The organism is Parapontixanthobacter aurantiacus (assembly GCF_009827635.1).
GTDB lineage: Bacteria > Pseudomonadota > Alphaproteobacteria > Sphingomonadales > Sphingomonadaceae > Parapontixanthobacter > Parapontixanthobacter aurantiacus.
The window spans coordinates 1,452,205-1,476,102 of record NZ_WTYW01000001.1 but is presented as its reverse complement, the minus strand read 5'-3'; the positions used below and the strand labels follow the sequence as shown (position 1 = coordinate 1,476,102).

Annotated in this window: 24 protein-coding genes; 6 read left to right on the top strand and 18 right to left on the bottom strand. The window is 62.7% G+C overall.

All coding sequences use genetic code 11. From position 1 onward, the window contains the following. Positions 1-43 precede the first annotated feature (43 nt). The 9 genes from GRI38_RS07210 to GRI38_RS07170 form a co-directional block, all read right to left on the bottom strand. Positions 44-709: a PEPxxWA-CTERM sorting domain-containing protein gene (locus GRI38_RS07210; protein WP_160682177.1), complete on the bottom strand. Its 666-nt coding sequence runs from the start codon at positions 707-709 to the stop codon at positions 44-46. 224 nt (positions 710-933) lie between these two features. Continuing rightward, positions 934-1,425 carry a hemerythrin domain-containing protein gene (locus GRI38_RS07205; RefSeq protein ID WP_160682176.1) on the bottom strand — a complete coding sequence of 164 codons (492 nt, stop codon included), beginning with the start codon at positions 1,423-1,425 and terminating at the stop codon, positions 934-936. An 87-nt stretch (positions 1,426-1,512) separates the two neighbouring features. After that, positions 1,513-2,103: a DUF1989 domain-containing protein gene (locus GRI38_RS07200; RefSeq protein ID WP_160682175.1), complete on the bottom strand. Its 591-nt coding sequence runs from the start codon at positions 2,101-2,103 to the stop codon at positions 1,513-1,515. After that, positions 2,100-2,807, bottom strand: coding sequence for a guanitoxin biosynthesis heme-dependent pre-guanitoxin N-hydroxylase GntA (gntA, locus tag GRI38_RS07195; protein ID WP_160682174.1), 708 nt, complete (start codon positions 2,805-2,807; stop codon positions 2,100-2,102). Before gntA ends, GRI38_RS07200 begins: the two co-directional genes overlap by 4 nt. A gap of 102 nt (positions 2,808-2,909) precedes the next feature. Further along, positions 2,910-3,665, bottom strand: a complete 756-nt coding sequence (locus GRI38_RS07190; RefSeq protein ID WP_160682173.1) for a Crp/Fnr family transcriptional regulator — start codon at positions 3,663-3,665, stop codon at positions 2,910-2,912. Positions 3,666-3,824: 159 nt separating this feature from the next. Continuing rightward, entirely contained in the window at positions 3,825-5,081 is a 1,257-nt protein-coding gene (locus GRI38_RS07185; RefSeq protein ID WP_160682172.1) for a YfiM family lipoprotein, read from the bottom strand. Next, positions 5,078-5,920 carry a sterol desaturase family protein gene (locus GRI38_RS07180; protein ID WP_160682171.1) on the bottom strand — a complete coding sequence of 281 codons (843 nt, stop codon included), beginning with the start codon at positions 5,918-5,920 and terminating at the stop codon, positions 5,078-5,080. The genes GRI38_RS07185 and GRI38_RS07180 overlap by 4 nt, the downstream gene beginning before the upstream one ends. Positions 5,921-5,948: 28 nt before the next feature. Next, positions 5,949-7,481, bottom strand: coding sequence for an acetyl-CoA acetyltransferase (locus GRI38_RS07175; RefSeq protein ID WP_160682170.1), 1,533 nt, complete (start codon positions 7,479-7,481; stop codon positions 5,949-5,951). Next, positions 7,478-8,572: an alpha/beta fold hydrolase gene (locus GRI38_RS07170; RefSeq protein WP_202389917.1), complete on the bottom strand. Its 1,095-nt coding sequence runs from the start codon at positions 8,570-8,572 to the stop codon at positions 7,478-7,480. Before GRI38_RS07170 ends, GRI38_RS07175 begins: the two co-directional genes overlap by 4 nt. A gap of 220 nt (positions 8,573-8,792) precedes the next feature. Here GRI38_RS07170 and GRI38_RS07165 point away from each other — a divergent pair, with 220 nt between their 5' ends. From GRI38_RS07165 to GRI38_RS07140, 6 genes are read left to right on the top strand one after another with little or no spacing between them, the layout of a single operon-like run. Continuing rightward, positions 8,793-9,551, top strand: coding sequence for a crotonase/enoyl-CoA hydratase family protein (locus GRI38_RS07165; RefSeq protein ID WP_160682169.1), 759 nt, complete (start codon positions 8,793-8,795; stop codon positions 9,549-9,551). Positions 9,552-9,597: 46 nt separating this feature from the next. Beyond that, complete coding sequence (locus GRI38_RS07160) at positions 9,598-10,761, top strand: acyl-CoA dehydrogenase family protein (protein WP_160682168.1); 1,164 nt, start codon at positions 9,598-9,600, stop codon at positions 10,759-10,761. A gap of 36 nt (positions 10,762-10,797) precedes the next feature. Beyond that, positions 10,798-12,156: an O-antigen ligase family protein gene (locus GRI38_RS07155; RefSeq protein WP_160682167.1), complete on the top strand. Its 1,359-nt coding sequence runs from the start codon at positions 10,798-10,800 to the stop codon at positions 12,154-12,156. Beyond that, positions 12,153-12,881 carry a polysaccharide biosynthesis/export family protein gene (locus tag GRI38_RS07150; protein WP_160682166.1) on the top strand — a complete coding sequence of 243 codons (729 nt, stop codon included), beginning with the start codon at positions 12,153-12,155 and terminating at the stop codon, positions 12,879-12,881. Before GRI38_RS07155 ends, GRI38_RS07150 begins: the two co-directional genes overlap by 4 nt. Beyond that, positions 12,878-15,169, top strand: coding sequence for a GumC family protein (locus GRI38_RS07145; protein WP_160682165.1), 2,292 nt, complete (start codon positions 12,878-12,880; stop codon positions 15,167-15,169). The genes GRI38_RS07150 and GRI38_RS07145 overlap by 4 nt, the downstream gene beginning before the upstream one ends. Further along, positions 15,166-16,278 carry a hypothetical protein gene (locus GRI38_RS07140; protein WP_160682164.1) on the top strand — a complete coding sequence of 371 codons (1,113 nt, stop codon included), beginning with the start codon at positions 15,166-15,168 and terminating at the stop codon, positions 16,276-16,278. Before GRI38_RS07145 ends, GRI38_RS07140 begins: the two co-directional genes overlap by 4 nt. On the opposite strand, the gene GRI38_RS07135 is transcribed toward GRI38_RS07140, so the two are convergent. The 9 genes from GRI38_RS07135 to GRI38_RS14270 form a co-directional block, all read right to left on the bottom strand. Continuing rightward, positions 16,275-16,835, bottom strand: a complete 561-nt coding sequence (locus GRI38_RS07135) for a DapH/DapD/GlmU-related protein (RefSeq protein WP_337191251.1) — start codon at positions 16,833-16,835, stop codon at positions 16,275-16,277. The genes GRI38_RS07140 and GRI38_RS07135 overlap by 4 nt on opposite strands. Next, positions 16,832-17,959 carry a glycosyltransferase gene (locus GRI38_RS07130; RefSeq protein WP_160682162.1) on the bottom strand — a complete coding sequence of 376 codons (1,128 nt, stop codon included), beginning with the start codon at positions 17,957-17,959 and terminating at the stop codon, positions 16,832-16,834. Before GRI38_RS07130 ends, GRI38_RS07135 begins: the two co-directional genes overlap by 4 nt. 30 nt (positions 17,960-17,989) lie before the next feature. Next, positions 17,990-19,000, bottom strand: coding sequence for a fumarylacetoacetate hydrolase family protein (locus tag GRI38_RS07125; RefSeq protein WP_160682161.1), 1,011 nt, complete (start codon positions 18,998-19,000; stop codon positions 17,990-17,992). Between the two features lie 26 nt (positions 19,001-19,026). Continuing rightward, positions 19,027-19,668, bottom strand: a complete 642-nt coding sequence (gene maiA, locus GRI38_RS07120) for a maleylacetoacetate isomerase (RefSeq protein ID WP_160682160.1) — start codon at positions 19,666-19,668, stop codon at positions 19,027-19,029. A 256-nt stretch (positions 19,669-19,924) separates the two neighbouring features. Then, complete coding sequence (locus tag GRI38_RS07115) at positions 19,925-21,109, bottom strand: acyl-CoA dehydrogenase (RefSeq protein ID WP_160682159.1); 1,185 nt, start codon at positions 21,107-21,109, stop codon at positions 19,925-19,927. A gap of 66 nt (positions 21,110-21,175) precedes the next feature. Beyond that, complete coding sequence (locus tag GRI38_RS07110) at positions 21,176-21,688, bottom strand: lasso peptide biosynthesis B2 protein (RefSeq protein ID WP_160682158.1); 513 nt, start codon at positions 21,686-21,688, stop codon at positions 21,176-21,178. Positions 21,689-21,699: 11 nt separating this feature from the next. Beyond that, complete coding sequence (locus tag GRI38_RS07105) at positions 21,700-22,059, bottom strand: response regulator (RefSeq protein ID WP_202389850.1); 360 nt, start codon at positions 22,057-22,059, stop codon at positions 21,700-21,702. Positions 22,060-22,122: 63 nt separating this feature from the next. Further along, positions 22,123-22,944, bottom strand: coding sequence for a helix-hairpin-helix domain-containing protein (locus GRI38_RS14275; protein WP_337191250.1), 822 nt, complete (start codon positions 22,942-22,944; stop codon positions 22,123-22,125). A gap of 137 nt (positions 22,945-23,081) precedes the next feature. Beyond that, entirely contained in the window at positions 23,082-23,825 is a 744-nt protein-coding gene (locus tag GRI38_RS14270; protein WP_337191249.1) for an OmpA family protein, read from the bottom strand. Positions 23,826-23,898 lie beyond the last annotated feature (73 nt).

The following is a 23,898-nucleotide window of genomic DNA, read 5'->3' as shown; positions in this document are numbered from 1 at the left end:
CCCGAAAGGCCGACGGCGCTGCTTGTTTCGTTTCATGAAGCGGTCAGGCGAACTTGACGACCGGCTGCTTCTGCTTGCGGGCGCGCATCGCACCGCCGACGAAGCCGAAGCCCAGGAGCATCAATGCCCAGGTGGACGGCTCGGGAACGGCGCCGGTGGGCGTCGTCGCAATGCCGCCGAGGCGAAGCTGGCGGAAGGAATCGATGCCGTTACCGCCCGGAAGGGTGGTGAAGCTGATGCCGGTCAGCGCTTCTCCAGGATCAGCCGTGACGCCGAAGAAATTGTTGCCGTTTCCGGAAAGAGCGAACTCCTGCATCTCACCGGTCGAGAAGGTGAAAATGACCGAAGTCGCTTCGTTCGCATTGTTGCCCGTCAGCGGAGCAAGGTTGAAGGACGCCGTCTGGAACGTCGCACCGTCTTCCAGCTGGAATGACAGGCTGTTGAGGAGGCCATCGGTCGCCGTAAGCGAGGACTGGCCGTTATTGACGTCGAGAAGATCGGTCGAACTCGTGAACGTCACGCCAGTGGCGCTCTGGTTCGTTTCGCCGGTGACTACGGTCTGATCGGTGCCGTCGTTGAGAATGACGTTCTCGTCGGTATTGACGCAGGACGTTCCCGTGCAGTCAATAATCGTGGCAGCGGACGCTGCGCTGGCGAGGCCGGTCGCGGCAAGCAATGCCGGTACGGCAAGAATTTTTAGGCTTTTCATGCTCTCTCCCTGCGGTGGAGTGTTACGGTTAATTCGTTCGTAACCATGCAATAGGTGAGAGTCTCTATCGTTCCGAGGCTTAACTAAAGTGTGTCCCGAAGTGATACTCTTTTCGTAAACCGCAGAATTCTCACGAATTTTCGCGAAAAACATCGAAAAAGCCGCCAGCGAGCGGGTCGCAGGCGGCTTTTCTTACGTCGAAGCGTGGCAAATAAAGGGTCGCTTTATTCCTTGGCGTCTTCTTTTTTCTCGGGTGTGACCTCTGCTTCGGCCATTTCCTCCTCTTTCCGGCGGTCGAACACCGACTGCATGTGGTCGCGATCGTCGTCCGTCAGATACTTCTCGAAATCGGGGAAGTGATCCTCTTCTTCCTCATTGATGTGATGGCGATAATCATGGTCGAGCTGCTTGAACTTCGTCATCCAGTCAGAGGAGGACATGTCGGTCGCGGCGAGATCGTTCAGCGCCTCGTTCAATTCGTGATGCTCGGCCACCGAATGGCGCGTTTCGTCCGTCGTCGGCGGCTTGCGCAACATGGTAGAATAGAGCGCCTGTTCCTCGGCGGCGGCGTGGCTCTTCACTTCCTTCGTGAATTGCTCGAGCAGCTTCTTGCGCTCTTCGCTTTCGCCGGTCGTATCCGCCATCTTGTCGAGCAGTTCGCGGTGATCTTCGTGGTCGCGCTTCAGCCGCGCGAAAATGTCCTGGTCATTGGCCATCGGGCAATCTCCTTGGGTTTCGATAGACAAACCGAAGGATGAAAATCTTGTTCCGCCGCGCGGTAGCCGACAGCAAAGGCCAGATCGTCAGCCGATGATTTCGTAATCGATCGGTCGGAAGCTTCCGCCGTTCGACGCGTAAGCCGAACACGCCGTCAGCCCGATGACGAGGTCCATTTCCGCCTCTAGGACGATGTGGTCGCCGGCCTTGCTCGGTGGCGGCAGGACTTCGAGCTTGCCGCTCGACCCGTCGACCGGAACGTTCATGAAGACGTTGAACGCGGTCGGGATCGTGTCCTCGGTGACGCCATAGGGCGCGAGCGCCTCCGCCAGATTGCCGAAGCAGCCGCGATGAACCGGCTTGTCGGGATAGAAATGGCGGAACGTGTCCTTGCTGCACGGCGTGAGCAGGAAATCATGGCAGCCGACCGTATCCTCGACGATCCGCAGCATCCGGTTCGACCGGTTCGACCAGAGCGTGTTCCCCTCGGTCAGCTTGATCGTCTCTTCGTAATCGAAGGTCCGCCCGTTCGAGACGACTTCGCCGACATCGCCGCGGCGAAAGGCGAGCAGGTCCGAAACCTGGCAGCCTTCGGGGTCGATGACCTTCAACCTCTGCCCCTTGCCGAGTTCGAACGCTGCGCCGGAGCGCGGAGAAATGCGCGTCGTGCCGGTCATGAGCCCCTCGGGTCGGTGAAGGGGCACTTCCATTCTTCATCCACCTGCCGGCCGCTATATTGCGCGGCCTCGCTCGCTTCGCCGTGCCGGGCGAGCATCGGATTGATGTCGCCGGCCAGCGCCTTGTCGCGATCGAGGATGGCTTCGCGCATTCGCTCGTAGCGCCCTTCCTCGCGCAGTTTCTCGAACTGGTCGTGAAGGTTGAAGACCATGGTGGGGTAAGGGGTCCGCCGGGCTGGGCGAGACGCATTAGGATGCAGTCCGACGACGAAAAACGCTTCTCCGCCGAAACTCAGCGAGAAATGGGGATCGTCGGGATCTGCGCTGACCCGGTGGTCGTAGGGCTGGCCGAGCCAGGCGTCCTTGTCGGAGATCGACTGGATGCGGTCCCACATGTTCTTTTCGAACTGCGCTTCGTCGAGGCCAGCATCGCTGCGAAAAATAACGGCGAGACTGCGCAGTCCTTCCGGGTCGGCGCGATAGTCCTCCGCCCAGTCGAGCAAAGCCTTGTGAATACGCAGATCGTCCCATCCGCTCGAGACATCGTGGCAGACGAGGATTTCAAGCGTGCCCCGTGCGAGCGCGCTTTTCGCGCCGACACAGGGAAATCCCTTTTCGGAAATGAAATCCCGCAGACTGTCGGCCACGGCGGCATCGTGTTCGAGGTCGACGGTACCGCTCGGAGTAGGGCTGACTTTCTTCATGCAACGCCAGATAGGCTTTCTTAACAAAAATGCAGCCTGCTTAAATTATTGATTTTGTTTACGAGGCGCGAAAAACGAAGGCGCTTCAGGGGAATGGGAGGCTTATGTCGAAAATTCGTTCGTCATTGCGAGCAGTCCTTCGCCGTAGAGGTAGTCGGGCGAGAACCTGCCAAGAGCGTGAAGTTTGTCGAGACTTTCGATCCGGACGTCGCCTCGGCGGAAATCGGCTGCTCCGCTTTCGCGCAGATCCTTCAGAACACGGTTGATGTGGACCGGTGTCGTTCCGCAGACATTGGCAACGTGCGCCTGAGTGAGCGGCGTCTGAAACCCGTGCCGCCCGGCTCGACCGACCATCTGCAAGCGGTAATTTATTTCCGAGAAGAAATGCGCCGCACGGCCAAGCGCGCGCAGCTGGCCGATCTTCATGATCCATTCGCGGTGAATGGCGGCATCGAGCAGGGTGGAGAACCAGAGGATCCGTGCAAGGTGCGGCTCCTCCGCCATCAGTCGTTCGAGTTTCTCATGCGCGATTTTCGCGATCTTCGCCGAGTTGAGAGTAACTAGGTTGTGATCCAGACGCTTCAGGGCGAAAGCGTGAAGATCCATGAAATCGCCCGGTACCTGGAACCCGACGATCCGCTCCTCTTCCTCGTCGTCGATCGTGCGCAAGACGAACCCGTCGATCAACATCGTTGAATAGTCGGACACTTCGCCGCGCCGCATCAGCACCTGGTTCGTTTCGGTGACGATGGCGTCGTCGAAAAGGCTTTCCAGAAGATCCTGTTCGCGTTCGGAAAGCGCATGGCGCAAACGACCGCGCAGGAAATTGCCGGTGATCGGATGACGCTGATCATTCATTCCCGTTTGTCTTTCCCTGTTTTCCGCGTCCGGCGGGCGGCTCTTTCGCTCGCGAACGGAATAAGTCTTGCGCCCACCGCGCTTTCACCAAGAAAAGCGTAAGAAATCAACAGGCGCAACGGTTCCTTCGAACGTCGATCGTTTCGGGTTCCTCCAGTCCTAGCGCAATTCGCGGCGCAAGGCTTCATCGATCGTGCGGATGGCCGCTTCGTAGCGACGGCTATCGATCGTTCCGTAGGTCGCCACAAACTCGCCTTCCGACAATCCTTCCGGCGCGCGCATCAGGGATATCGGCAGAAGTCCTTCCTGTCTTATACGCGACAGCCTGACTGCCGCCGAATGAGCCTCGTTCGGGTCCAGTGCCATGCGGGCATGGAGTAGGCCGGACCGATCGGCTGCGAGATCGACGAAGGAAAATCCCGATCCGCCATCGAGGCTGTCCTTCAGTTCCTTCCACTGACCAAGGCCGAGCGCCGCGTCGTCCCCGAACGTCGCGAGAAGCTGCGCGGAGAGCGCCCAGTGCTTGGCAAGATCGTCGCGGCCACGCAGCGTTATCGATGCAGCAGGTCTCCCGCAATCGTCCAGCATCGGCGTCAGTGCGGGCGAAATCGTTTGCGCCTCTCCCGGGACGACGAACAGGGCGAGAGCCGCGAGGGCCGCCCGGTTGTGTGCGACATCGCCGGAGGTTCTTTCGCTTTGTGTGAAGACGACCCGCACCAGTTCGGGGAGAGTAGCAAAACCTTCCCGCTTTTGTGCTTCGATCGCCCGGCAATACAGGGCCTGGGTCAGGCGCGGATCGGCGGACGTGCCGCTCGCCTGCACATATTCCTGAACGAGCCCGGTGCTCGAAGGGATCGCCAGGCTGGCGACGACCGTTTCTCGTTCGATGGCAATATGCTGCACTAGATCATCGAAAGGTCGAAGGTTGGCGCCTCTTCGACGGAGCAGGTGATAGGCCGTGCGTGCACCCAGTTCGACGAGGAAGGAGGGGATCGGCAAGCTGCCGACCTGCGCGTCCACTTCCGGAAAGCCTCGATGTTCGCCAGTCAGGCCCGCCGATCCGTTGAGCCACAGGCCGAAGGGCAGGGCGATGCTCGCCGTTCCGCGCGCCACGCCGTCCTTCACCGAAAGCGAAGCGCGCTCGTATCCGGTTCCGTCGCTGATAAGGACGCCCGCCGCGGTCAGCATCGCATTGTCGAAGGCAATCTCGGGCGCCGCATCCTCGGCCTGGGCCGATTTCCAGGCTCGAAATGCCGACTGCGCTTTCTCCACGTCGCGCGCGGTCGGGGCTTGCTGGACCGGGGTGTCGGGACTGGCGTCGATCGCGAGGAACAAAGTCAGCACGAAGAGGCCAGCGAACGCCGCGAACGCCCGCTTCCATATGCGCGGCCTTGTCGATTGATCTGTCCGGGTCATTTGCGGTTCGAAGCGTCGGGTCGCGAACACGCAAACGGGATCGCGAGACTGGGCAGAAGGCGCGCAGGTCGTTCGTCCTGATACTCGTCGAGGCCGATCGTCATGCGCTCGTGCCCATCCTGCGGATCGTCTCGATAGGTTCCGAACAGGCGATCCCACGCGGAAGTCGAGAAACCGTAATTCGTGTTCGTCTCATGCTCTCTGGTCGAATGGTGGATGCGGTGCATGTCGGGCGTCACGAGTGCGAGCCGCAGGGCCCGGTCGAGCCGGGGGGGCAGGCGTAGGTTGGCGTGGCTGAACATCGAACCGGCGTTGAGTAGCAGCTCAAAGATGAACACCGCGACAATAGCCGGACCGAGCAGGGCGACAAGAGCGATCTTGAAGATCATCGAGCCGACGATCTCCAGCGGATGAAAGCGAAAGCCGCTGGTCGTGTCGAGGTCGCGGTCGACATGGTGCACCTTATGCAACCGCCAGAGCAAGGGCACGCGATGGGTCGCAACATGCTGCCAGTAGATCGCTATGTCGAGGATGACGACGCAAAGAATGATTTCGAGCCATACTGGCCAGTCGATCATGTTGAAGAGACCCCAGCCGCGCGCCTCCGCGATGCCTGCCATTCCGAGCGCCGCGACCGGCAGGATGAGGCGCAGGGCAAGCGTATCGATGACGATCAAAGCACCGTTCGTAACCCAGCGCTGCCGTCGCGGCTGGCTCCGGCTTCGGCGAGGGAACAGTTGCTCGAGCAAGACCAGCAACACGAACAGCCCTGCAAAGACTGCAAAGCGCATGAGACCGGCATCATCGAAGAGGTTTTCCACGCTCGGCAATCTAGGCATTTTGCGACCGCGCGCAAAGCAATCGCGATCAGGCCATGACCCAGCGTTGCAATCCGTCTGCGCCGCCGGCGATGATCGTTCCTCCTGTGCCGACCGGCTCGTGGTTCCCCTCGGTCAGAAAAGCGATCATCGTTTCATCGTTCGCCGGGACGATGGCCAGCGTTCGCCTGCCGTCGTTGGTGCGAGCGACGATGATGCCGTGCTCGACCGCCCCGCTTCGGTCGTAGAGGACGGTGTAAGTCTCAATGACTGCCGGTCCTGCGTAATCTTCGTTCAGTTCCGGTATTTCGCCGCGGAGTGCGTCGGCCTCCGCCTGAAAGTCGAAATTCTGCGGGAAACTGGCGGCGAGCAGGGGTTCTGCGGAAAGGACGATCGCATGGTTGTGAGTGGCGTAACCGCCATTCGCGAACAGCAATCCGGTTCCGCCTTCCCGGCGAAGCAAGTCGGTCATGCTGGCTGCGGCATGGCTCATGTAATTGCCGATCGGAGCGCCGCCGAAGGTGAGACCGCCGAAAACGGTGATAGGTCTTTCTTCATCGAAGCCAAGGACCCGTCTCGCCATTTTCGGAACGCAGGGAAAGCAGCTGTAGAGTTCGACGTGATCGAGGTCTTTCGCAGCGAGCCCGTTCAGCGCGGGCACCCGCTCCAGAGTAACCTTCATTCCTGCCGACGCCGCATAGCTGTCGCGCTTGAGATAGTCGTCGGCCTCATGTGCCGCGGCACCCAGCCCAATATGGATGATGCGCTTTTCCGGAATGTTGCGCCGCCGCGCTTCGGCCAAGCTCGTAACGATCATCGCCGCCCCCTGATTGACCGCGGCATTGGCGACGAGGAACTTGGTATAGGGAAATGCCATGCGGCGATTGGATGCTGACGGGCGGATGATCTCCTCGTGCGTCAGGCTTTCTCGCAGCCAAGCCTGTTCGTTGTCCGCGGCGACCTGCGACATCTTCGACCATAGCGTGCCGCTTTCCGCCTGACCCTCGGCCAGCGTCTGCCCGTAGGCGGCGCGTCCCGCATTCTCGTAAAGCGGATAAACGTCGGCCGGCATGACGAGACCGTAGCGATGCGCGAAAGGACGCTCGGGCCGCGGGGAATCCGAATTCAGCGGCTGCTCGCCTCCATCCTCGGATTTTGCGAAAGGGTTGCTCGGCCCCTTGCCCTCGCGTGCGAGTGCTGCCGCCGTGCGCAACGCTTCGCCTCCCGCGATCGCGGCAATGCGCGCTTCGCCAGCGCCGATGGCGTTCGCCGCTTCGTTCAGCAGGCGCATCGGGCTGTCGCCTTTCGGCATCCCGCTTTCGTAAAGCGTTGCGGGTCTGGCTCCGATGGCTTCGGCAACCTCTTTTGCTACGGGATTGAGCTGCCGGAACGACCACTGCGTCACCAGCGCAAGGCGGTCGCATTGAGCGAGCCAGCCGCCGCCCGCATCGCGTTCCGCCTCTTGCAGTGCCGCGATCATCAGTTCGCGCGCGTTCAGTCCCTCGGCATTGCGGGCGGGGCGATCGTTTATCTGTCCCACCCCGACCAGCACCGGGATGCGCTCCGGCTGCGGCAAGCTCATCCGAAATGAAGCCTGCGATACTTGCCCCTGAAATAGAGCAGCGGGTCGCGCTGCGGCGCATAGCGAACCCGTTCGACCTCGCCCACCAGGATGACGTGATCGCCTCCGTCATACTCGGCATATTTGCGACATTCGAAATTGGCGAGGGCGTTGTCGAGGATCGGAACGCCCCGGTCCCACAATTCGAACTCGGTTTCCGCGAACCGGTCCTCGCCCTTCATCGCAAACAGGTTCGAGACCGACTGCTGCCCGATATGAAGGACGTTGACGGCAAAATGTTCCGCCTGCTCCAGCGCGGCCATCGACCCGGCATTGCGTGCCGGACAGACGAGCAGGAGGGGCGGATCGAGGCTGACCGACGTGAAGCTGTTCGCGGTCAGCCCGACATGGCTGCCGTCGGGGGCAGTCGCCGTCACGATCGTCACTCCGGTCGCGAAAGTGCCCAGCGCATCGCGCAAGGTACGCGGATCGACACCGGTCACATATTCGTCCGCCGTCCGCGGAACGCGCCGCTCCAGAAACTCGACCAGCATAGCGTGGAAGTGCTCTTCGTGATCGGGATGCGAGGGGGCGAGCATGGCTTCCGCCTCGATATCCGTTCTGGCGGAAGCAAATCGGTCGAACCGTGCCTCGCTGTCATTCGCGCTTACCTGCAGGATAGGCGTCGTGATACGTTCGAGAGCCTGTCTCGTGCGCTCGTCCAGCGCGCCGCTCGCTGGCGCATCGTCCGGGACGGAAGACGAATAAGCGCCATATCGTTCGACGAGGACGAGGCCGCTGGCGAGGTCCGGACCAGCTTCTCCCAAGGCGATCGCGGCAAGACGTGCGGAACGGCCCGCTCCGACGACGACTGGGCGGGACGACAACTGGCCGAGGACGGCATAGAGGTCGCCGATGAATGCGTCCGCATCATAGCGCCGGTCGCCCGGTTCCTCGCTTGCGCCTGAACCGCGCAGATCGACGGCAATGACATGGCGTCCGGCCCCCGCGAGCGCGGCGGCGGCGTCGTGCCAGATCCCGCGAACCTGGCCGATGTCGGGCAGAAAGAGGACCGTGGGCGAATGGCGGGTTCCCCATTCGTCCGCCGACAGTCTGACGCCGCCAAATCCTTCGAAATGGGTCTCTGCGATGGTCGGGGCTCCCGGCGGTGGCTTTCGTTATTGCTGAGGCCACCGCCTAGCTTTGCCGTCGCTGCTTGGCAATCGCGCGCGCGATCGGGCGCATCTCGGTGTCACCGACGAGCGATGAGGAGGGCTTGCCATGCCGCAATCGAGCGGGCATGTTCGGTTGCAAATTGAAATGGGGATGCCGATGAGTGACGTTACGACGCGCGATGAAGACGGAATACTGGTCATCACGATCGACCGTCCAGAAGCGAAGAACGCGATGACCAAGGCCGCTGCCGAAGCGATCGCAGAGGCACTCGACCGGCTCGACAGCGATGATGCGCTGCGGGTCGGCATCATAACCGGCGCTGGCGGAACGTTCTGCTCGGGCATGGACCTCAAGGGTTTCCTTCGCGGCGAGAGCCCGGTCGTCGAAGGTCGCGGCTTCGGCGGACTGGTTCAGCAGCCGCCGAAGAAACCGCTGATCGCGGCAGTCGACGGATATGCGCTGGCGGGCGGTCTTGAACTGATGATCGCCTGCGATCTGGTAGTCGCCAATAGCGGCGCGAAGTTCGGTATCCCGGAGGTCAAGCGCGGCCTTGCTGCCGCCGCCGGAGGGCTGATGATGCTGCCCGACCTCATTCCGCACAAGATCGCCATGGAACTGGCCCTGACCGGCGATTTCATCGATGCGCAGCGCGCCTTCGAGATCGGTCTGGTCAACCGCGTCTGCGAAGGCCAGGCCTTGACCGCGGCGATGGAACTTGCACGCACGATCAACGAGAATGGCCCGCTCGCCGTACAGGTTTCGAAACAGGTCATCGAGGAATCGCGGGGCTGGAACCGTGACGAACGGTGGGACCGGCAGGCGCAGATCGTGCCCAAGGTGTTCATGAGCGAAGATGCGCGCGAAGGCGCAGCAGCCTTTGCCGAGAAGCGCAAGCCCAACTGGAAAGGCAAGTAGGCGCCTCGAGCAACTCAATAAACAAAGACGAGAGGATGAAGAGCAAATGCCCGTAATCGACGTTTCCCGGCCGGAATTCATGGAAGACGAGGAAATCTCGATCTTTGCCGACGCCGTGGGCAAGTTCTACGAGCAGCACGCGCCGCAAAAGCGCGTCGCCAAGTGGCGCGAAGACGGGCAGGTCGAACGCGAATTCTGGAGCGAGGCCGGCGAGGCCGGGCTCCTCGGCGTTTCCGTGCCGGAGGAGTATGGCGGCCACGGGGGCGATTTCCGGCACGATCTCGTCGTCATCGACCAGCAGGCAAAGCATGGTGTCGAAGGGTTCGCGGCGAGCCTGCACAACGTCATCATCCTGCCCTATCTCGTCCGCCACGGTACGGAGGAGCAGAAGAAGAAGTATCTTCCGCGCCTCGTATCGGGCGAACTCGTCAGCGCCATCGCGATGAGCGAACCGGGCGCAGGCTCCGACCTGCAAAGCATCACGACGACCGCCTTGAAGGACGGCAACGGCTATCGGCTGAATGGCTCCAAGACCTATATCTCCAACGGCCAGATCGCGGATTTCGTGATCGTCGTCGCGAAGACCGATCCCAAGGAAGGGCACAAGGGCATCAGTCTCGTTCTCATGGAAACCGAAGGCGCCGAAGGTTTCGAACGCGGCAAGAAGCTCGACAAGATCGGGCTCGATGCGCAGGACACGTCCGAGCTGTTCTTCGACGACGTTTTCGTGCCGGGCGATGCGATCCTCGGCGGGGTCGAGGGCAAGGGCTTCTACCAGCTGATGGGCGAGTTGCCGCAGGAGCGGCTGATCATCGCGGTTCAGGCAATGGACGGCATCGAGCGTGCACTCGACACGACGGTCGAGTTCGTGAAGCAGCGCAAGGCATTCGGCCAGACCGTCTGGGACTTTCAGAACACCCAGTTCGTCCTTGCCGATCTGAAAGCGAAGGGCACGGCTGCCCGTGTGTTCGTGAACGATTGCATCGCCAAGCTGCTGGACGGAAAGCTCGACGTTCCGACCGCGAGCATGGCGAAATACTGGGTTACCGAATTGCAGAGCGAGGTGGTCGACAAGTGCCTGCAGCTTCACGGCGGTTCGGGCTACATCAACGACTATCCTATCGCTCGCATGTATCGCGATACCCGGATTGCCCGGATTTTCGGCGGATCGAACGAGATCATGAAGATGTTGATCGCCCGCTCCATGTAGTTTTAGTTGCGCGCCGGCGCGCGTAAGCTGGACTGCATGAACAAGGGTGGGATCAGGGACGGGTCGCGTCAACTCGCATGGTGCGTCGCAGCCTATCTCTTCGCTGCGATCTGGCTCGGCGGTGGCGGCACGCCCAATCCCGCTTCAGAAGTTGTTTTGCAAGGCATCGCGGTGGTGCTGGTGCTCGTCTTTCTGGCGCTTCGCCCGGGGTTTGATGATGCGCGCCGCGTTCCGAAAGAAGCATGGCTGATCGCGGGTGGGGTTCTCGTCCTTCCGCTCGTCCAGCTCGTTCCGCTCCCTCCATCGGTCTGGCAGGCTTTGCCGGGCCGAGCAATCGAGCAGGACATTCTTACGCAGATTGGGGCCGAGGGCGACTGGCGCCCCTGGACGATCGCACCGGCGCGAACCCTGGCGAGCTTTCTCGCGATAATTCCTCCCATCCTCCTGATGATAGCCGTTACGATCCTTCCGACGGTTTATCAACGCAAGTTGCTGCTGGTCGTCGTCTTGAGCGGCATAGCGATGGCGGTGCTCGGAACGTTGCAGCTTGCGACGGACGACCGCGCCTTCCGCTTTTACTCCGAGACCCATCTCGGCTGGATCACGGGAAGTTTCGCCAATCGCAACGCGGCGGTCGATTTCTTCCTGATCAGCAGCCTCGCAGCGAGTGCGATTTTTGCGCAAGCGCGTTTTGGCGCGCGAGGGGTGGCGGGATTTGTGGCGGTCCAGGGAGTACTACTGGCGGCTGCCTTGTTAACGGGGTCGCGTGCCGGCATCCTGCTCCTAGCGGTCGCTCTTCCCTTGCACGTAGCGATCCTCGCTGAAGCCTATCCGGCGACAAGGCGGCGCGGTTTTACCGTATCTATCGTGCTGACGTTAAGCCTCGTTTTCGTAATTATCATAGGATGGGGGCGCGGCGGCGACATTCTGGCGCGCTTTACTGGGGACGGGGACCTTCGGTCGTTGTTGTGGTGCGACGCATGGCAAGCCATGCTCGCATACTGGCCGTGGGGAAGCGGGATCGGGACGTTCCAGCCAGCCTTCCTGCCTTATGAGCGACTCGACGCGGTCGATTACTCCTTCCCCAACCGGGCGCATAACGACTGGCTCGAATTGCTGATGGAAGCAGGCTTGTTCGGCATCGTGCTGGTGAGCGCCATACTCGTCTTGCTGATCGGAAGCCTGCGTCGCGCCTGGCAAAAGGCGCCGCTCGATCGACCGATCCTGCTCCTCGCTGCCGGATCATTGCTGTTGATGGGACTGCACAGCATGGTTGATTATCCGTTTCGCACTATGGCATTGGCGAGTATCGGCGCTTTGGCGGCAGGATTGATCCTCTCGATCGGTCGCCGCGAGGCATTGGCCGAGGGGTCGGATGAAGAGATCGGTCGATGAGGGTTAGTCGGTCATTATCATTGGAATGGCGCGGTGTGGCACGCGGCGTCATTGTGGCATGGGCCGCCCTGGCACTTGCCGGGTGCATGAGCGCGAACGAACCCGTCGGACCGAGCGGCGAGGCGGCCTACAGCGCGCTCGCTACCCCGGTCGAACCCGTGGATTTCGCCAGTGGCTATGCGCTGCAACCGGGCGACACCGTCAGCGTCAACGTATTCGGCGAACCGGACCTTACGGTCGAGGAAACGCTGCTCGACAATTCGGGGAATATCGGGCTGCCGCTGATCGGCGACGTCGCTGCGGCGGGGCTGACGGCACGCGAACTCGGTGAGCGCATCGAGACGCTCTATGGGGCACGTTACCTGCGCGATCCGCGCGTCAGCGTAACGGTAGAGGAAGCGCGCGAACCCTTCATCACGGTCGAGGGCGAAGTAGAGCAGCCGGGCAACTATCCCTATGCTCCGGGTCAGTCGCTCCTGATCGCATTGGCCCAGGCACGCAGCCCGACCGAAGTCGCGGCGCTCGGCGACGTGTTCGTCTTTCGCAACGTCGAGGGCGAACGCCTCGGCGGACGGTTCGACGTGAAGGCGATCAGGGCCGGCCGCATGCCTGATTTCGCGCTGCTACCTGGCGACGTGGTCGTCGTGGGTCACAGCGCCCGCCGGGCTGCCTTGCGCGACGTGCTGAGAGTGACGCCAATCCTCGGAGTGTTGCGACCGATATGAACGCCCAGCCATTCAACGCCCCTTCTTCGGTTCCGGCTACGCCTTATTTCGGGGCCTATCCGGCGGCAGGGGAGAACTTCATCAGCCGCAACTTGCGCTACATCTTCGCCGCCATTCGCCGCCATTTGTGGCTGGCCCTCGGCGTCTTCGTCGCCTGTGTTGCACTTTCATTCGTCCTGACGATGCTGGCGACCCCGCGCTTTACCGCCGTGTCCACGGTCCAGATCAACGATCAGCGCGACGAGGTTCTGGGCGAGGAACTGGAGACGAACTTCACGGCCGTGTCAGACTGGGATGTCGACCGGTTCCTGAACACGCAGCTCGACGTCCTGCAAAGCGAGGGCCTGGCCGAACGCGTGGCGAACGCCCTCTCGCTCTACGACGATCCGCGTTTCTACGCCGCAATGGGCAGCGAGATGCCCGAGGGTGCGGCTCGCTCGACGGGGGCAGTCGATCCCGTCATACGCGGGACCGTCATTCCCCTGCTGCAGGAGGGATTGGAAGTCGATCTTCCCGCCTCGACCCGCATCGCGCGGATCGGCTTCACCAGTCTCGATGCGGAGATGTCGGCGCGCATCGCCAACGCGTTTGCCGAGGAATTCATCCAGGCGAACCTCCAGAGAAGCTACAATTCGAGCGCCTATGCACGCAATTTCGTCGCCGATCAGCTGGAGGAGGCGCGAGCAAATCTCGAACAGTCGGAAAACGACCTCAACGATTACGCCAAGTCGGCGGGTCTGATAAGGACGCGCGACGCGCTGGCAACGGATCCCCGCGCGGCGGCGGCAGGGACCGTTACGGCTTCGAGCCTCTTGCAGATCAACGACGCGGCCATTCGCGCACAGGCGGACCGGATCGCCGCCGAGGCGCGGTGGCAGGCAGTCCGCAACGCGCCGCTGCTTTCCTCGCAACCCGTTCTTGCCAGCCCGACCGTGCAGGCGCTGATGACGCGGCAATCGAATGTAGAGGCCGAGTTGCAGACGGCGCGTGGTCGCTATCTGCCCGATCATCCGACGATCGGCCGACTGGAAACGGAACTTGCGGCAGTCACCAGGCAGACCGACGAGGCTGCGCGTAATGTCGTCAATTCGATCCGCAGCGATTACCGCGCGGCGGTTACCGCAGAGAGCAAACTCAACGGACAGGTCGCGCGGCTGCGGGGCGAGACGCTGGCGGAGCAGGACCGCTCCGTCAGGTACAACACCCTCGCGCGCGAGGCCGATACCGCTCGCTCGATCTATGAGGGGCTGTTGCAGCGCTTCCGCGAACTCAACGCCTCTGCCGGCATTGCGAGCAGCAATATCGCGATCATCGACCGCGCGACGATACCCGGCGCGCGTTCCTCGCCGAGCCTGACGACGAACCTTTCACTGGGGTTGCTGTTCGGGCTGTTCCTCGCGGGCGGCATCGTCTTCGTGCGCGATCAGATGGACGATGTGGTGCACGTTCCCGAAGACATCGAGAGCAAGCTCGAAATGCCGCTTCTGGGAGTCATCCCGCGTTCGGAGCGCGAAAACCCGCTCGAAGAACTGGCGGACTTCAAGTCGCCGGTCGCCGAAGCGCATAACTCGATGCGCGGCGCGCTTCTTTATTCGACTCGCGAAGGCCTGCCCAAATTGATGGCGGTGACGAGCGCGCAGGCCGGAGAGGGCAAGAGCACGACGAGCGTCGCCATGGCGGTCGGCTTCGCCCGCATGGGTATGCGGACCTTGCTGATCGATGCCGATTTGCGCCGCCCGTCCCTGCATCGGCTTGCCGGCCTCGCGAATGTGCGAGGACTGACCGATCTGCTGACGTCGCGAGAACCGATCGCGAGCGCCATCGTCACCGCGCCGGAGCATGGCTTCGATCTCGTCACTTCCGGGCCGATACCGCCGAGCCCGTCAGAACTGCTGTCCTCGCCGCGCATGGCGCAAATCCTGAACTTGGCCGGTGAAGAATATGACGTCGTGATCCTCGACAGCCCGCCCGTTCTCGGTTTGGCGGATGCTCCGATGCTTTCCGCACTCGTTGATGGCACGATCTTCGTCGTCGAAGCCGATCGCGGTCGCAGCGGCCAGTTGAAGACGGCGCTCCGCCGCCTGCGCGCCATGCACCCGGTCCTGATCGGAGCCGTTCTGACAAAGTTCGATCCGGCGAAGGCGGGTAACCGTTATTCGGCTTACTACGGCTACGACTATTATCGCTATGACGGCGATCCGCGGCCGCGCCGCCGCCGGTCCGCCGCGAAGGACGTATCGGATGGGGAAGCGGAAGCTGCGGCGAGGGCGCGCGAACTGGTCCCGTGAAACGTGCGGCATCGATTGCTGCGATTCTTGTTTACGCCGTGGCGGTCCTGGCGAGCGGAGCCGACCGCATCGGCCTGTCGAACCCGCTTTTGCAAGCAGTCACTCCCTTCGCTTTCAGAAGCGAAGGGCTGGGGCGCGACGCGGCCAGTGCCATGCAGACCGGCGACCATGATGCAGCTGTGGCAAGCGCAACGGCTGCCGTCAGGAGCGCCCCCAATGATGCAGAAGGTGTTGCCCGGCTAGCCTATGTCCTCGATCTTGTCGGCCAGCGGGACGCAAGCGTCGGACTGTTGCAGAGCGGGGCGAGGCTGGGCTGGCGCGAGCCGCTTACGCAATTCGCGTTGTTCGCCATGGATATGGGGGAGGGCAACTTCGCACGGGCTGCCCGTCACGCGGACGCGCTGTTGCGGATCGATGAGCGCGGAACCCCAGCTCAGACCGCGCTGGTAGCGCTCGAGGCCCGCTCGGAAGGGCGCATCGCGCTCCGTGATCGACTTCGCCGCGACCCGCTTTGGGCCGAGCGGTTCTATGCCCCCGACGAGAAAGACGCGCTTTTGCGCCGGGCGACCTATCTCGGCAGTTCCGGGAGGGATGCGCAAGGGTGGGGCTGCGCTCGCACCAGACCGCTCGTGCAGGCGGCTCTCGAACGCGAATGGCGGCGCGAAGCGCAAGCGGTCTATCGCCGCCAGTGCAAGACAGAAGGTCCCAACAGGATCGCCGACGCTAACTTCGACGCTGTCGCGCAAAACGATCCGGGCCTTTTCGGTTGGACCGTCCAACCTTCGGGCGATGTGTCGATCTCTTCGGTAAGAGACGGCACACGCACGAAGCTGGCCATCACCAATCGCAGCAGCGCAGCGCGCATGGTGCTTTCGCAACCGGTCGCCCTCGGACCGGGTCGCCACAGGATTACCGTCGCCGGCGGCGTTAGGTCGACGTTTGCGGCCACGCTGAGTTGTGGCGCGCAAACCGCTACGCGTCCCGCATTTTCGAAGAACGCCAACATCGTCGAAGCGCTGCCTTGCCGCAGCCAGACATTGTCCATCTGGGTGCGCGGCAATGCGGAAGAAGCGATACTGGAAACGGTCGCCATCGAACCCGCCCTCTAGCCGCGCCATTGCCGCTCTTTCAGAGCGGTTGCCGGGTTGCCGCGATAGATCGTCATCGGCTCGGCATCCTCGAACAGAACCGCGCGCGCTCCGAGCACCGCACCATCACCCATCGTGACGCCAGGCCCGACAAACGCCTCGGCAGCTATCCAGCATCCCGATCCGACAGCGATCTCGCGTTCCACGAGGCCGAAGCCGGGATCGCGGACGTTGTGGCTCGATGCGCAAAGATGTGCGCCCTGGCTGACGACGCTGCGCTCTCCGATCGAAATGCGACCTTGGTTGTAGAGGGTTACTCGCGGACCGATGAGTGCGTTCCGCCCGATGGCGAGGCGCGCGGGAAGCCAGATGCGGACGCTTGCGTGAACCTGCGCGCCGCGGCCGACTTGCGCTCCGAACAGCCGCAGGAGGGACCGCCGCCAAGCCCAGAGGGGCGGGGGCGTCCAGCGCGCCAGCACGGTCCATGCAAAGACCCAGATAATCCGGGCGAGTTTGTTGCCGAGGCCATAAGAAGCCGCGCTCTTCTCTGTACGAAATCGTGCGGGATCGTCAGTCACGATTGCGCCCCCCCGCCAAGAAGTGTCCGATAAACCTCGACCCATTCCTCCTGCACCGTTTCGGCGGCGAATTCCCCTCTGGCCAACGCGAGGGCCGCTTCGCCGCGCTCTTGCCATTCCTGCTCCTCCCAACCGAAAGCGGCGGTGAGGGCACGCCCAATATCCGCGGGTTCGGTCCCGCAGTCGACTGCCGCGCCCGTAGCGAAGCCTTGCGGAAGATGGCAGTGTCGGCTCATCAGGACGGGCCGACCCGCCGCCCATGCTTCGAGCACGACCATGGGCAATCCTTCGCTCAGCGAGGGCAGGATGACCGCCCGTGATGTCGCCAGCAAGTCGCGCTTCGCGGCGCCCTCGACCGTGCCGACAAAGCGTATGGAAGCGTTTCCAGCGATAGCTTTTTCCAGCGCATCGGTTTCGCCGTCCGTTCCCCAGCCGGCGATGACGAGTTGCGCGCCCTTCGGAAGATTGCCCAGCTTTACCGCTTTTGCCCAACCGTCTATCAGCGCAGCAAGGTTCTTCTTCGCGTGCAACCGTCCCAGATAAAGGAGGGTGGGCAGCGGCATGGGGCCGACGCCAGCATTGGCGGGCGGGGAGGCGTTCGGGATGACGCAGCGCGGCTTGTCTAGAGCATGGAGGCCGATGTCCTCCGCCTCCTTTTCAGTCAGCGCATGAAAGGCATTTGCGGCGGCCCAGCTGCGCCGCTCGAAGGCCAGTTCGCCCAAATGCTTCTTCCACCGGTTCCGGCGCACGATCCAGGGATCGAGCATTCCGTGCGGCGACACGAGATAGGGTTTCCCGGTTTCTTCGGCCCATTTCGCAGCGGCAAGGCTGGGATAATGCCAGATGCCGTGCAGATGAAGGAGATCGAAGTTCGCTTCATGCAACACGCGCGTCAGCCGCGGAGCGAAACCAATGCTCTCCGGTCCGATAACCGGAACGCGCAGACATTCGAAGTCGCAGGCCTCATCGTCTCGCCCCGCAAGATCCGCAAGGCCGACAAGCACCGGCGTCGCGCCTGCCGAACGCAACATCGCTGCCTGCGCCAGAACCGCCGTCCAGACGCCTCCGTTGCGCGGGGAAAGCCAGCTCGAGAGAAGGGCGATACGCTTCCCCGCCAAACGCATCGTCTCTGTCCCCCGCGCGCAAGGTTGTTATCAGACGGAGACGACTTTCTGCTCGATCGTCCCGAAGATCGAATGACCGTCCTTGTCGTTCATCGAGATCGCCACGGTATCGCCTGCGCTCATGAAGGGCGTCGAGGGACTGCCGTTCGCGATCGTCTCGATCATGCGGATTTCTGCGATGCAGCTATAGCCTGCGCCGCCTTGCGATACTGGCTTGCCCGGACCGCCATCTTCGCCCTTGTTGCTGATTGTGCCGGAGCCGATGATGGTCCCCGCACCGAGCGGGCGCGTCTTCGCGGCATGGGCGACGAGATCGGCAAGGCTGAACGTCGCGTCCTGTCCGACATCAGCTCGCCCGAACGGCTCGCCATTGTAATCGACATTGAGCGGGAGGTGGATGACGCTGTCCTTCCACGCATCGCCCAACTCGTCGGGCGTGACGCAGACGGGGGAGAAAGCGCTCGACGGCTTCGCCTGGAAGAAGCCGAAACCCTTGGCGAGTTCGCCGGGAATGAGCCCGCGAAGCGAGACGTCGTTGACCAGCATCAGCAGCTTGATGTGATCCGCCGCATCGGCGACGCTGACGCCCATCGGCACGTCGTCGGTGATGCAGGCGACTTCGCCTTCCATGTCGCAGCCCCATTCGGGATTGCCCAGAGGAATGTCGGCACGCGGCGGCAGGAAGTTGTCGGAGCCGCCCTGATACATCAGCGGGTCGTGATAGAAGCTTTCGGGAACTTCGGCATCGCGCGCTTTGCGAACAAGTTCGACGTGATTGATATAGGCGCTGCCATCCGCCCATTGATATGCGCGCGGCAGGGGCGAATGCGCCTCACGCTCGTGAAAGCGTTCGCATGGAACCGCCTGATGTTCGACGTCGCGATAGAGCGCCTCCAGCTTCGGCGCGCAATGCTCCCAGTCGTCGAGTGCCGCCTGCAGGGTGGGGGCGATATTGTCGGCCGCGCAATAGCGCGTAATGTCCTTCGATACGACGACGAGCTTGCCGTCGCGGGTTCCGTCATTGAGCGTCGCGAGTTTCATGGGGGGATTTCCTCTCTCGTTTCTTATTAAGCCTGTGGGGCGTCGGGTTGTCTGTCGGGATGGGCGGCGGCAATCTGAGGCAGCGCGTTGCACGCTTCCTCGATCCGCGCCATGCGGGGGAACGGGGCCATGTCGAAGTTCCAGCGCCGCGCGTTGTAAAGCTGCGGCAAGAGAACGCATTCGAACATTCCCGGCGCATCGAGCAGGAAGTCGCCCGTATCGAGTTCGGCTAGCCGTTCCTCCAGCGGTCCGAGCGTTTCGCCGAGCCAGTGGCGATACCAGCGGTCGATTTCGTCCTGCTCGTGACCGAGCGGATCATTCAGATATTTGAGAACGCGCAGGTTCAGTGGCGCATGCAATTCCGTCGCGATCGCATAGGCGAGTTCGCGCACCGTGAAGCGCTGCTCGACGTCCTGCGGCAGCAGGCGCATCTTGGTGTCATAGGCTTCGTCGAGCCATTCGAGCTGCGCCATCGACTGGCTGCGGTCGCGGCCTTTCGCTTCCAGAATGGGGACGGTCGCGAAACTGTTGCGGCGCCTGAAGCTGTCGGACTTCTGTTCGGACTTCAGCAGGTTCACCGGGACGTAGTCGTAGTCGAGACCCTTCAAATTGAGCGCAATCCGCAGGCGATAGGTCGTCGAACTGCGGTAGTAGCCGTGCAGCTTCATGCGTGAAATTCCCTTTTGCGGACCGCAGCCGTCGCAAACCTGCCGGCGTCTCGTTTCCTACGCGATGGAACACATGGAACACGGTCCTGAGGTTTGAAAACGCCCCGGTTTCCGCGAAGTTTCATGCAATCGGCGGAAAAAGCGGAGCGGTCGAGCATCCGGCCACCATGCCACGCCGCGACGCGGTAGGACAGGTCCGCAATCAAAAGCGGATAAGTACTAAGCGCAAGCGGCACGTGCGGCCGCTCCGCAGACCTCAAAACGCGGCGATCCCGGTGATGGCGCGACCCAGGATAAGCGCATGGACGTCATGCGTTCCCTCGTAGGTGTTGACCGTTTCGAGATTGATCATGTGGCGGATTACCTGGTATTCTTCGGAAATACCGTTGCCGCCATGCATGTCGCGCGCGACGCGGGCGATATCGAGCGCCTTGCCGACATTGTTGCGCTTCACGATGGAAATCATTTCCGGCGCGAACTTGCCTTCGTCCATCAGGCGGCCGACGCGCAGCGAGGCTTGAAGGCCGAGGGAAATCTCGCTCATCATGTCGGCCAGCTTCAACTGGAAGAGCTGCTTGGACGCGAGCGGAACGCCGAATTGCTCGCGATCGAGGCCGTATTGCCGCGCCGCGTGATAGCAGAATTCCGCCGCACCCATGCTGCCCCAGCTGATGCCGTAGCGGGCGCGGTTGAGGCAGCCGAACGGTCCCTTAAGCCCCTGAACGTCGGGCAGCAGCGCGTCGGCACCGACCTTCACGTCTTCCATCACGATGCCGCCGGTCGTCGAAGCGCGCAGGGACATCTTGCCGCCGATCTTGGGTGCGGAAAGGCCTTCCATTCCCTTTTCGAGGATGAAGCCGCGAATGCCCCCGCCATGCTCTTCCGACTTCGCCCAGACGACGAAGACATCGGCGAAGGGCGAGTTGGAAATCCAGGTCTTCGCCCCGTTCAGCGCGTATCCGTCGCCGTTCTTCTTCGCGACGGTGCGCATGCCGCCCGGATCGGACCCGGCGTCGGGCTCGGTGAGGCCGAAGCAGCCGATCAGTTCGCCGCTCGCGAGACCGGGCAGGTACTTCTTCTTCTGCTCTTCCGAACCGTAGGCATGGATCGGATACATGACGAGGCTCGACTGGACGCTCGCCATGGACCGATAGCCGCTATCGACCCGCTCGATTTCCCGCGCGATGAGGCCGTAAGCGACGTAACTTGCCCCGGCGCCGCCATATTCCTCGGGAACGGTCGCGCCGAGCAGCCCCGCTTTGCCCATCAGGGGGAACAGTTCGGGCGCGTCGGCCTCGCCGCTGAACGCCTCGATCACGCGCGGTTGCAATTCGCTCTGGGCAAAAGCGTGCGCCGTGTCGCGGATCATCCGCTCGTCTTCGCTCAACTGTTCGTCGAGGTTGAAGGGGTCTTCCCAGGAAAAAGGTACCATGCCGGCCATCGTCTATCCAATCGCTGAGGTTTGCCCCGGGAATAGCCGCGCAGCCGCGCCGGGCAAGGGGTAAGTTTAGGGTTTTTCGGGTGCGACGAGCTGGCAGTAGCTGGCTTCGTCGCAATCGCCGGTCACGAAGCGGTCATGAGCGACGAGCCAGGCATGGAAGGCGCGGGGCGCATCCCCTGCCGAAGCCTCGTCAGGGCGTTCGACGCCGATCCGCAGGTCGCTTACGATGCCACGCCGGACGAGCATCCGCTGCGCTGCGAGGGCCTGTGGCAGGCACAGCAATTCGAGCGGAAGATTGCGCGCTGCGCGAGCGACGGCTCGCCGTATCAGACGGATGTCATGCTCTGCATCCGCCCTGCCAGCACGTTGCGCTTCGGGCGCAAAGCGGATGTGCTGCGGCCAGCGCGTCGGTGCAATCCTGCCGACCTGCCATCTGGCGATGAGCAGCGACAGCGCCGCTTCGAGCGTAGCCGTGAGTTCGCGCCGGGACAGCTTCGCCGCGCTCGCCCATTTGCGCAGAGCGACAGGCGGGTCTGCAGAGCCGGGTAAACGTCCGGCAGATCGCGCACGAAAAACCACGAAAGGTCCGATCAAGCGTTACCGACGGCCTTCTGCACGGTCTCGATCATCCGGTCGGGCGGGCAGGGCTTTGCCAGCGTCTGCGTTTGCGGGAATTTCTCCTGCATTTCTTCCGGCGACCAGATGCCAGAGTGGAAGATGACCGGAATATCCTCCGCCATCAGCTTTTCCGCGAGCGGAAAGACGATTCCGTCGTCGAGCTGGATGTCGAGGATCGCCGCAGCGGGCCTCGTTTTCTGGCAGGCAAGCATGGCCGACGTCATGTCCGTATGCGGTCCCTCGACAGCAAAGCCCGCTTCCCCCACCGTCTCGCACAGGTCATATCCGATGATCGCTTCGTCTTCGGCAACGAGAATTAGGGGCTGGGTCATGCGCGAAAGTCCTTCCGGTTTAACTTTCCATACTTACCACAGCGAGACCGAATCACGAAACGGTCAGGAAGTGCCTGAAGTCTTTCCGTATTTCGCTTCATAGGCGGCGGTGTCCCCGGCATTGAGGAGCCGTGCCTGCTCGATCCAACCGTCGCGCTCGATGCGTCCCTGGAAGCGTCCGAGTTCGGAGTCGATCCGCGCGACGTCTGCTTGGGTCCAGTTCGCGATCTGCTCAAGCGAGGTGACGCCCAGCTCATGCAGCGTGCCGACCAGTTTCGGGCCGATACCCTTGATGCGCGTGAGATCGTCGGCCCCTTTCGTCGGCGTGGGTCCCGTTACCTTCGTTTCGTTCTGGTTCTGGGGCGCGGCGTCGTCGGGATCGGGTTCGGGCGGAACCTGCTTCATCGCTTCGCGCATCGGTATGCCGTCGCCCGTTTCGGCATCCGTCCCGAGCGGCGAGGCGGCGGTGCTGTCGGCATTGGCGGCCGCCGACGTCGGACCGGGGGAAGCGGCGGTGCGGGCGGCTTCCGCGTCTTCCTTGTCCGTCGCCGCATTGCGGGCGATGGTTTCTTCCGAGATTTCCTCGGACCTCGCCTCCGTCGTTCCCGCGGGGGTGCGCGGGCTTGCTTCGTCAACCCTGACGGTTTGGGGTGCGGCGGCCTTCGGCGAGGACATGCCCGGCTGGCCGTCCTTGACCGCCACCGGGGGCGAATCGATCAGCGCCTGATTGCGTTTCGTGCGTTCCGCGCCTTCATCGAGCGGATCGTGGGTTGCGCCGGTCACCCGGGTCTTGCGGGTCGTGCGAAAGACATACCAGGCGATGGCGATGCCGATGACCAGCGCCAACAGCAGCAGCAGCCAGTTTTCTTCGATAAGTTGCAACATGTGTGTCCTTCTCCCGGAAAATCCGTAGGTGTCCGCGTCACTCGCTGTCCGACCGGCCCCACAGCGCCCAGCCGATGCCCAGTCCGATCGCATAGGCAACGAGCGACATGATGATGAGTTCTAGCCACAAGGCCATGTCAGCGCGGCCCCGGCTTGTCGACCGGCGTCGGGACGAGCGGCGCGACCGACAGAACGGTGAATTCAATGCGGCGATTGGCCGGATCGCCCGGCTCCAGCCCGTCGATCGGCATGGCGGAGCCTTCGCCGCTCGCTTTCAGTATCTCGCCCGGAATGCCGCGCTCGATCAGTTCGGAGCGGACCGCGGCAGCACGCTCTCGCGACAGAGCGAGGTTTTCCGGCTCCGGCCCGCTGGAATCGGTATGTCCGACGATCGCCACCTGTGCGCCGAGGCATGGGCGCAGCGCTTCGGCAACTTCGTCGAGCAACATTTCGCTCGAGGGATCGACGGTGGCGGAGGATTCCTCGAACCGCAGCGTCCGGGCCCGCAGCAAGCCGCGCACGTCGTCCTGACAGCCGGGTGGGCGCAGCGGCTGTTCTTCCGGCTCGGCCAGCATCGTGCCGTCGGACCAGTGAACCCCGCCGACCCCGTCGATCGCGCCGACGCGGGTCGCGACATCGGCGCGCAATTGTTCGGTAAGGCCTTCGCCCCCGCTCAGCAGGACGTGGCGTGAGGGCGCACCGAAGCGATCGGCGAAGCGGGCTTCCACCGGGTCTGCTCCGAGTTCCGCGATGATCGCATCGGCCTCGTTCGACAGCTGTGCGATGAAGGCAGGACCGCGGATCTGGGCGGCGAAATTCGCTCCCGCGGCGACAAGTGCGCCGCCGGCGATGATTATGAGCGGAGGTGCGATCCGGGCCACCACCCAGCCTTTAGGCAAAGCGCGCGGTATTGAAAAGCGCCGGTCTCGCTAAATCCTTCCGCCCGCTCGGCTG

Bases quoted from the DNA above. Each gene is read 5' to 3' on its own strand.
- GRI38_RS07205 (WP_160682176.1), bottom strand. From the start codon at position 1,425: ATGGCCAATGACCAGGACATTTTCGCGCGGCTGAAGCGCGACCACGAA.
- GRI38_RS07155 (WP_160682167.1), top strand. From the start codon at position 10,798: ATGAACAAGGGTGGGATCAGGGACGGGTCGCGTCAACTCGCATGGTGC.
- GRI38_RS07210 (WP_160682177.1), bottom strand. From the start codon at position 709: ATGAAAAGCCTAAAAATTCTTGCCGTACCGGCATTGCTTGCCGCGACC.
- GRI38_RS07200 (WP_160682175.1), bottom strand. From the start codon at position 2,103: ATGACCGGCACGACGCGCATTTCTCCGCGCTCCGGCGCAGCGTTCGAA.
- GRI38_RS14275 (WP_337191250.1), bottom strand. From the start codon at position 22,944: ATGTTGCAACTTATCGAAGAAAACTGGCTGCTGCTGCTGTTGGCGCTG.
- GRI38_RS07185 (WP_160682172.1), bottom strand. From the start codon at position 5,081: ATGACCCGGACAGATCAATCGACAAGGCCGCGCATATGGAAGCGGGCG.
- GRI38_RS07145 (WP_160682165.1), top strand. From the start codon at position 12,878: ATGAACGCCCAGCCATTCAACGCCCCTTCTTCGGTTCCGGCTACGCCT.
- GRI38_RS07160 (WP_160682168.1), top strand. From the start codon at position 9,598: ATGCCCGTAATCGACGTTTCCCGGCCGGAATTCATGGAAGACGAGGAA.
- maiA (WP_160682160.1), bottom strand. From the start codon at position 19,668: ATGAAGCTGCACGGCTACTACCGCAGTTCGACGACCTATCGCCTGCGG.
- GRI38_RS07165 (WP_160682169.1), top strand. From the start codon at position 8,793: ATGAGTGACGTTACGACGCGCGATGAAGACGGAATACTGGTCATCACG.
- GRI38_RS07105 (WP_202389850.1), bottom strand. From the start codon at position 22,059: ATGACCCAGCCCCTAATTCTCGTTGCCGAAGACGAAGCGATCATCGGA.
- GRI38_RS07115 (WP_160682159.1), bottom strand. From the start codon at position 21,109: ATGGCCGGCATGGTACCTTTTTCCTGGGAAGACCCCTTCAACCTCGAC.
- GRI38_RS07175 (WP_160682170.1), bottom strand. From the start codon at position 7,481: ATGAGCTTGCCGCAGCCGGAGCGCATCCCGGTGCTGGTCGGGGTGGGA.
- gntA (WP_160682174.1), bottom strand. From the start codon at position 2,807: ATGAAGAAAGTCAGCCCTACTCCGAGCGGTACCGTCGACCTCGAACAC.
- GRI38_RS07190 (WP_160682173.1), bottom strand. From the start codon at position 3,665: ATGAATGATCAGCGTCATCCGATCACCGGCAATTTCCTGCGCGGTCGT.
- GRI38_RS07150 (WP_160682166.1), top strand. From the start codon at position 12,153: ATGAGGGTTAGTCGGTCATTATCATTGGAATGGCGCGGTGTGGCACGC.
- GRI38_RS07125 (WP_160682161.1), bottom strand. From the start codon at position 19,000: ATGAAACTCGCGACGCTCAATGACGGAACCCGCGACGGCAAGCTCGTC.
- GRI38_RS07130 (WP_160682162.1), bottom strand. From the start codon at position 17,959: ATGCGTTTGGCGGGGAAGCGTATCGCCCTTCTCTCGAGCTGGCTTTCC.
- GRI38_RS07180 (WP_160682171.1), bottom strand. From the start codon at position 5,920: ATGCCTAGATTGCCGAGCGTGGAAAACCTCTTCGATGATGCCGGTCTC.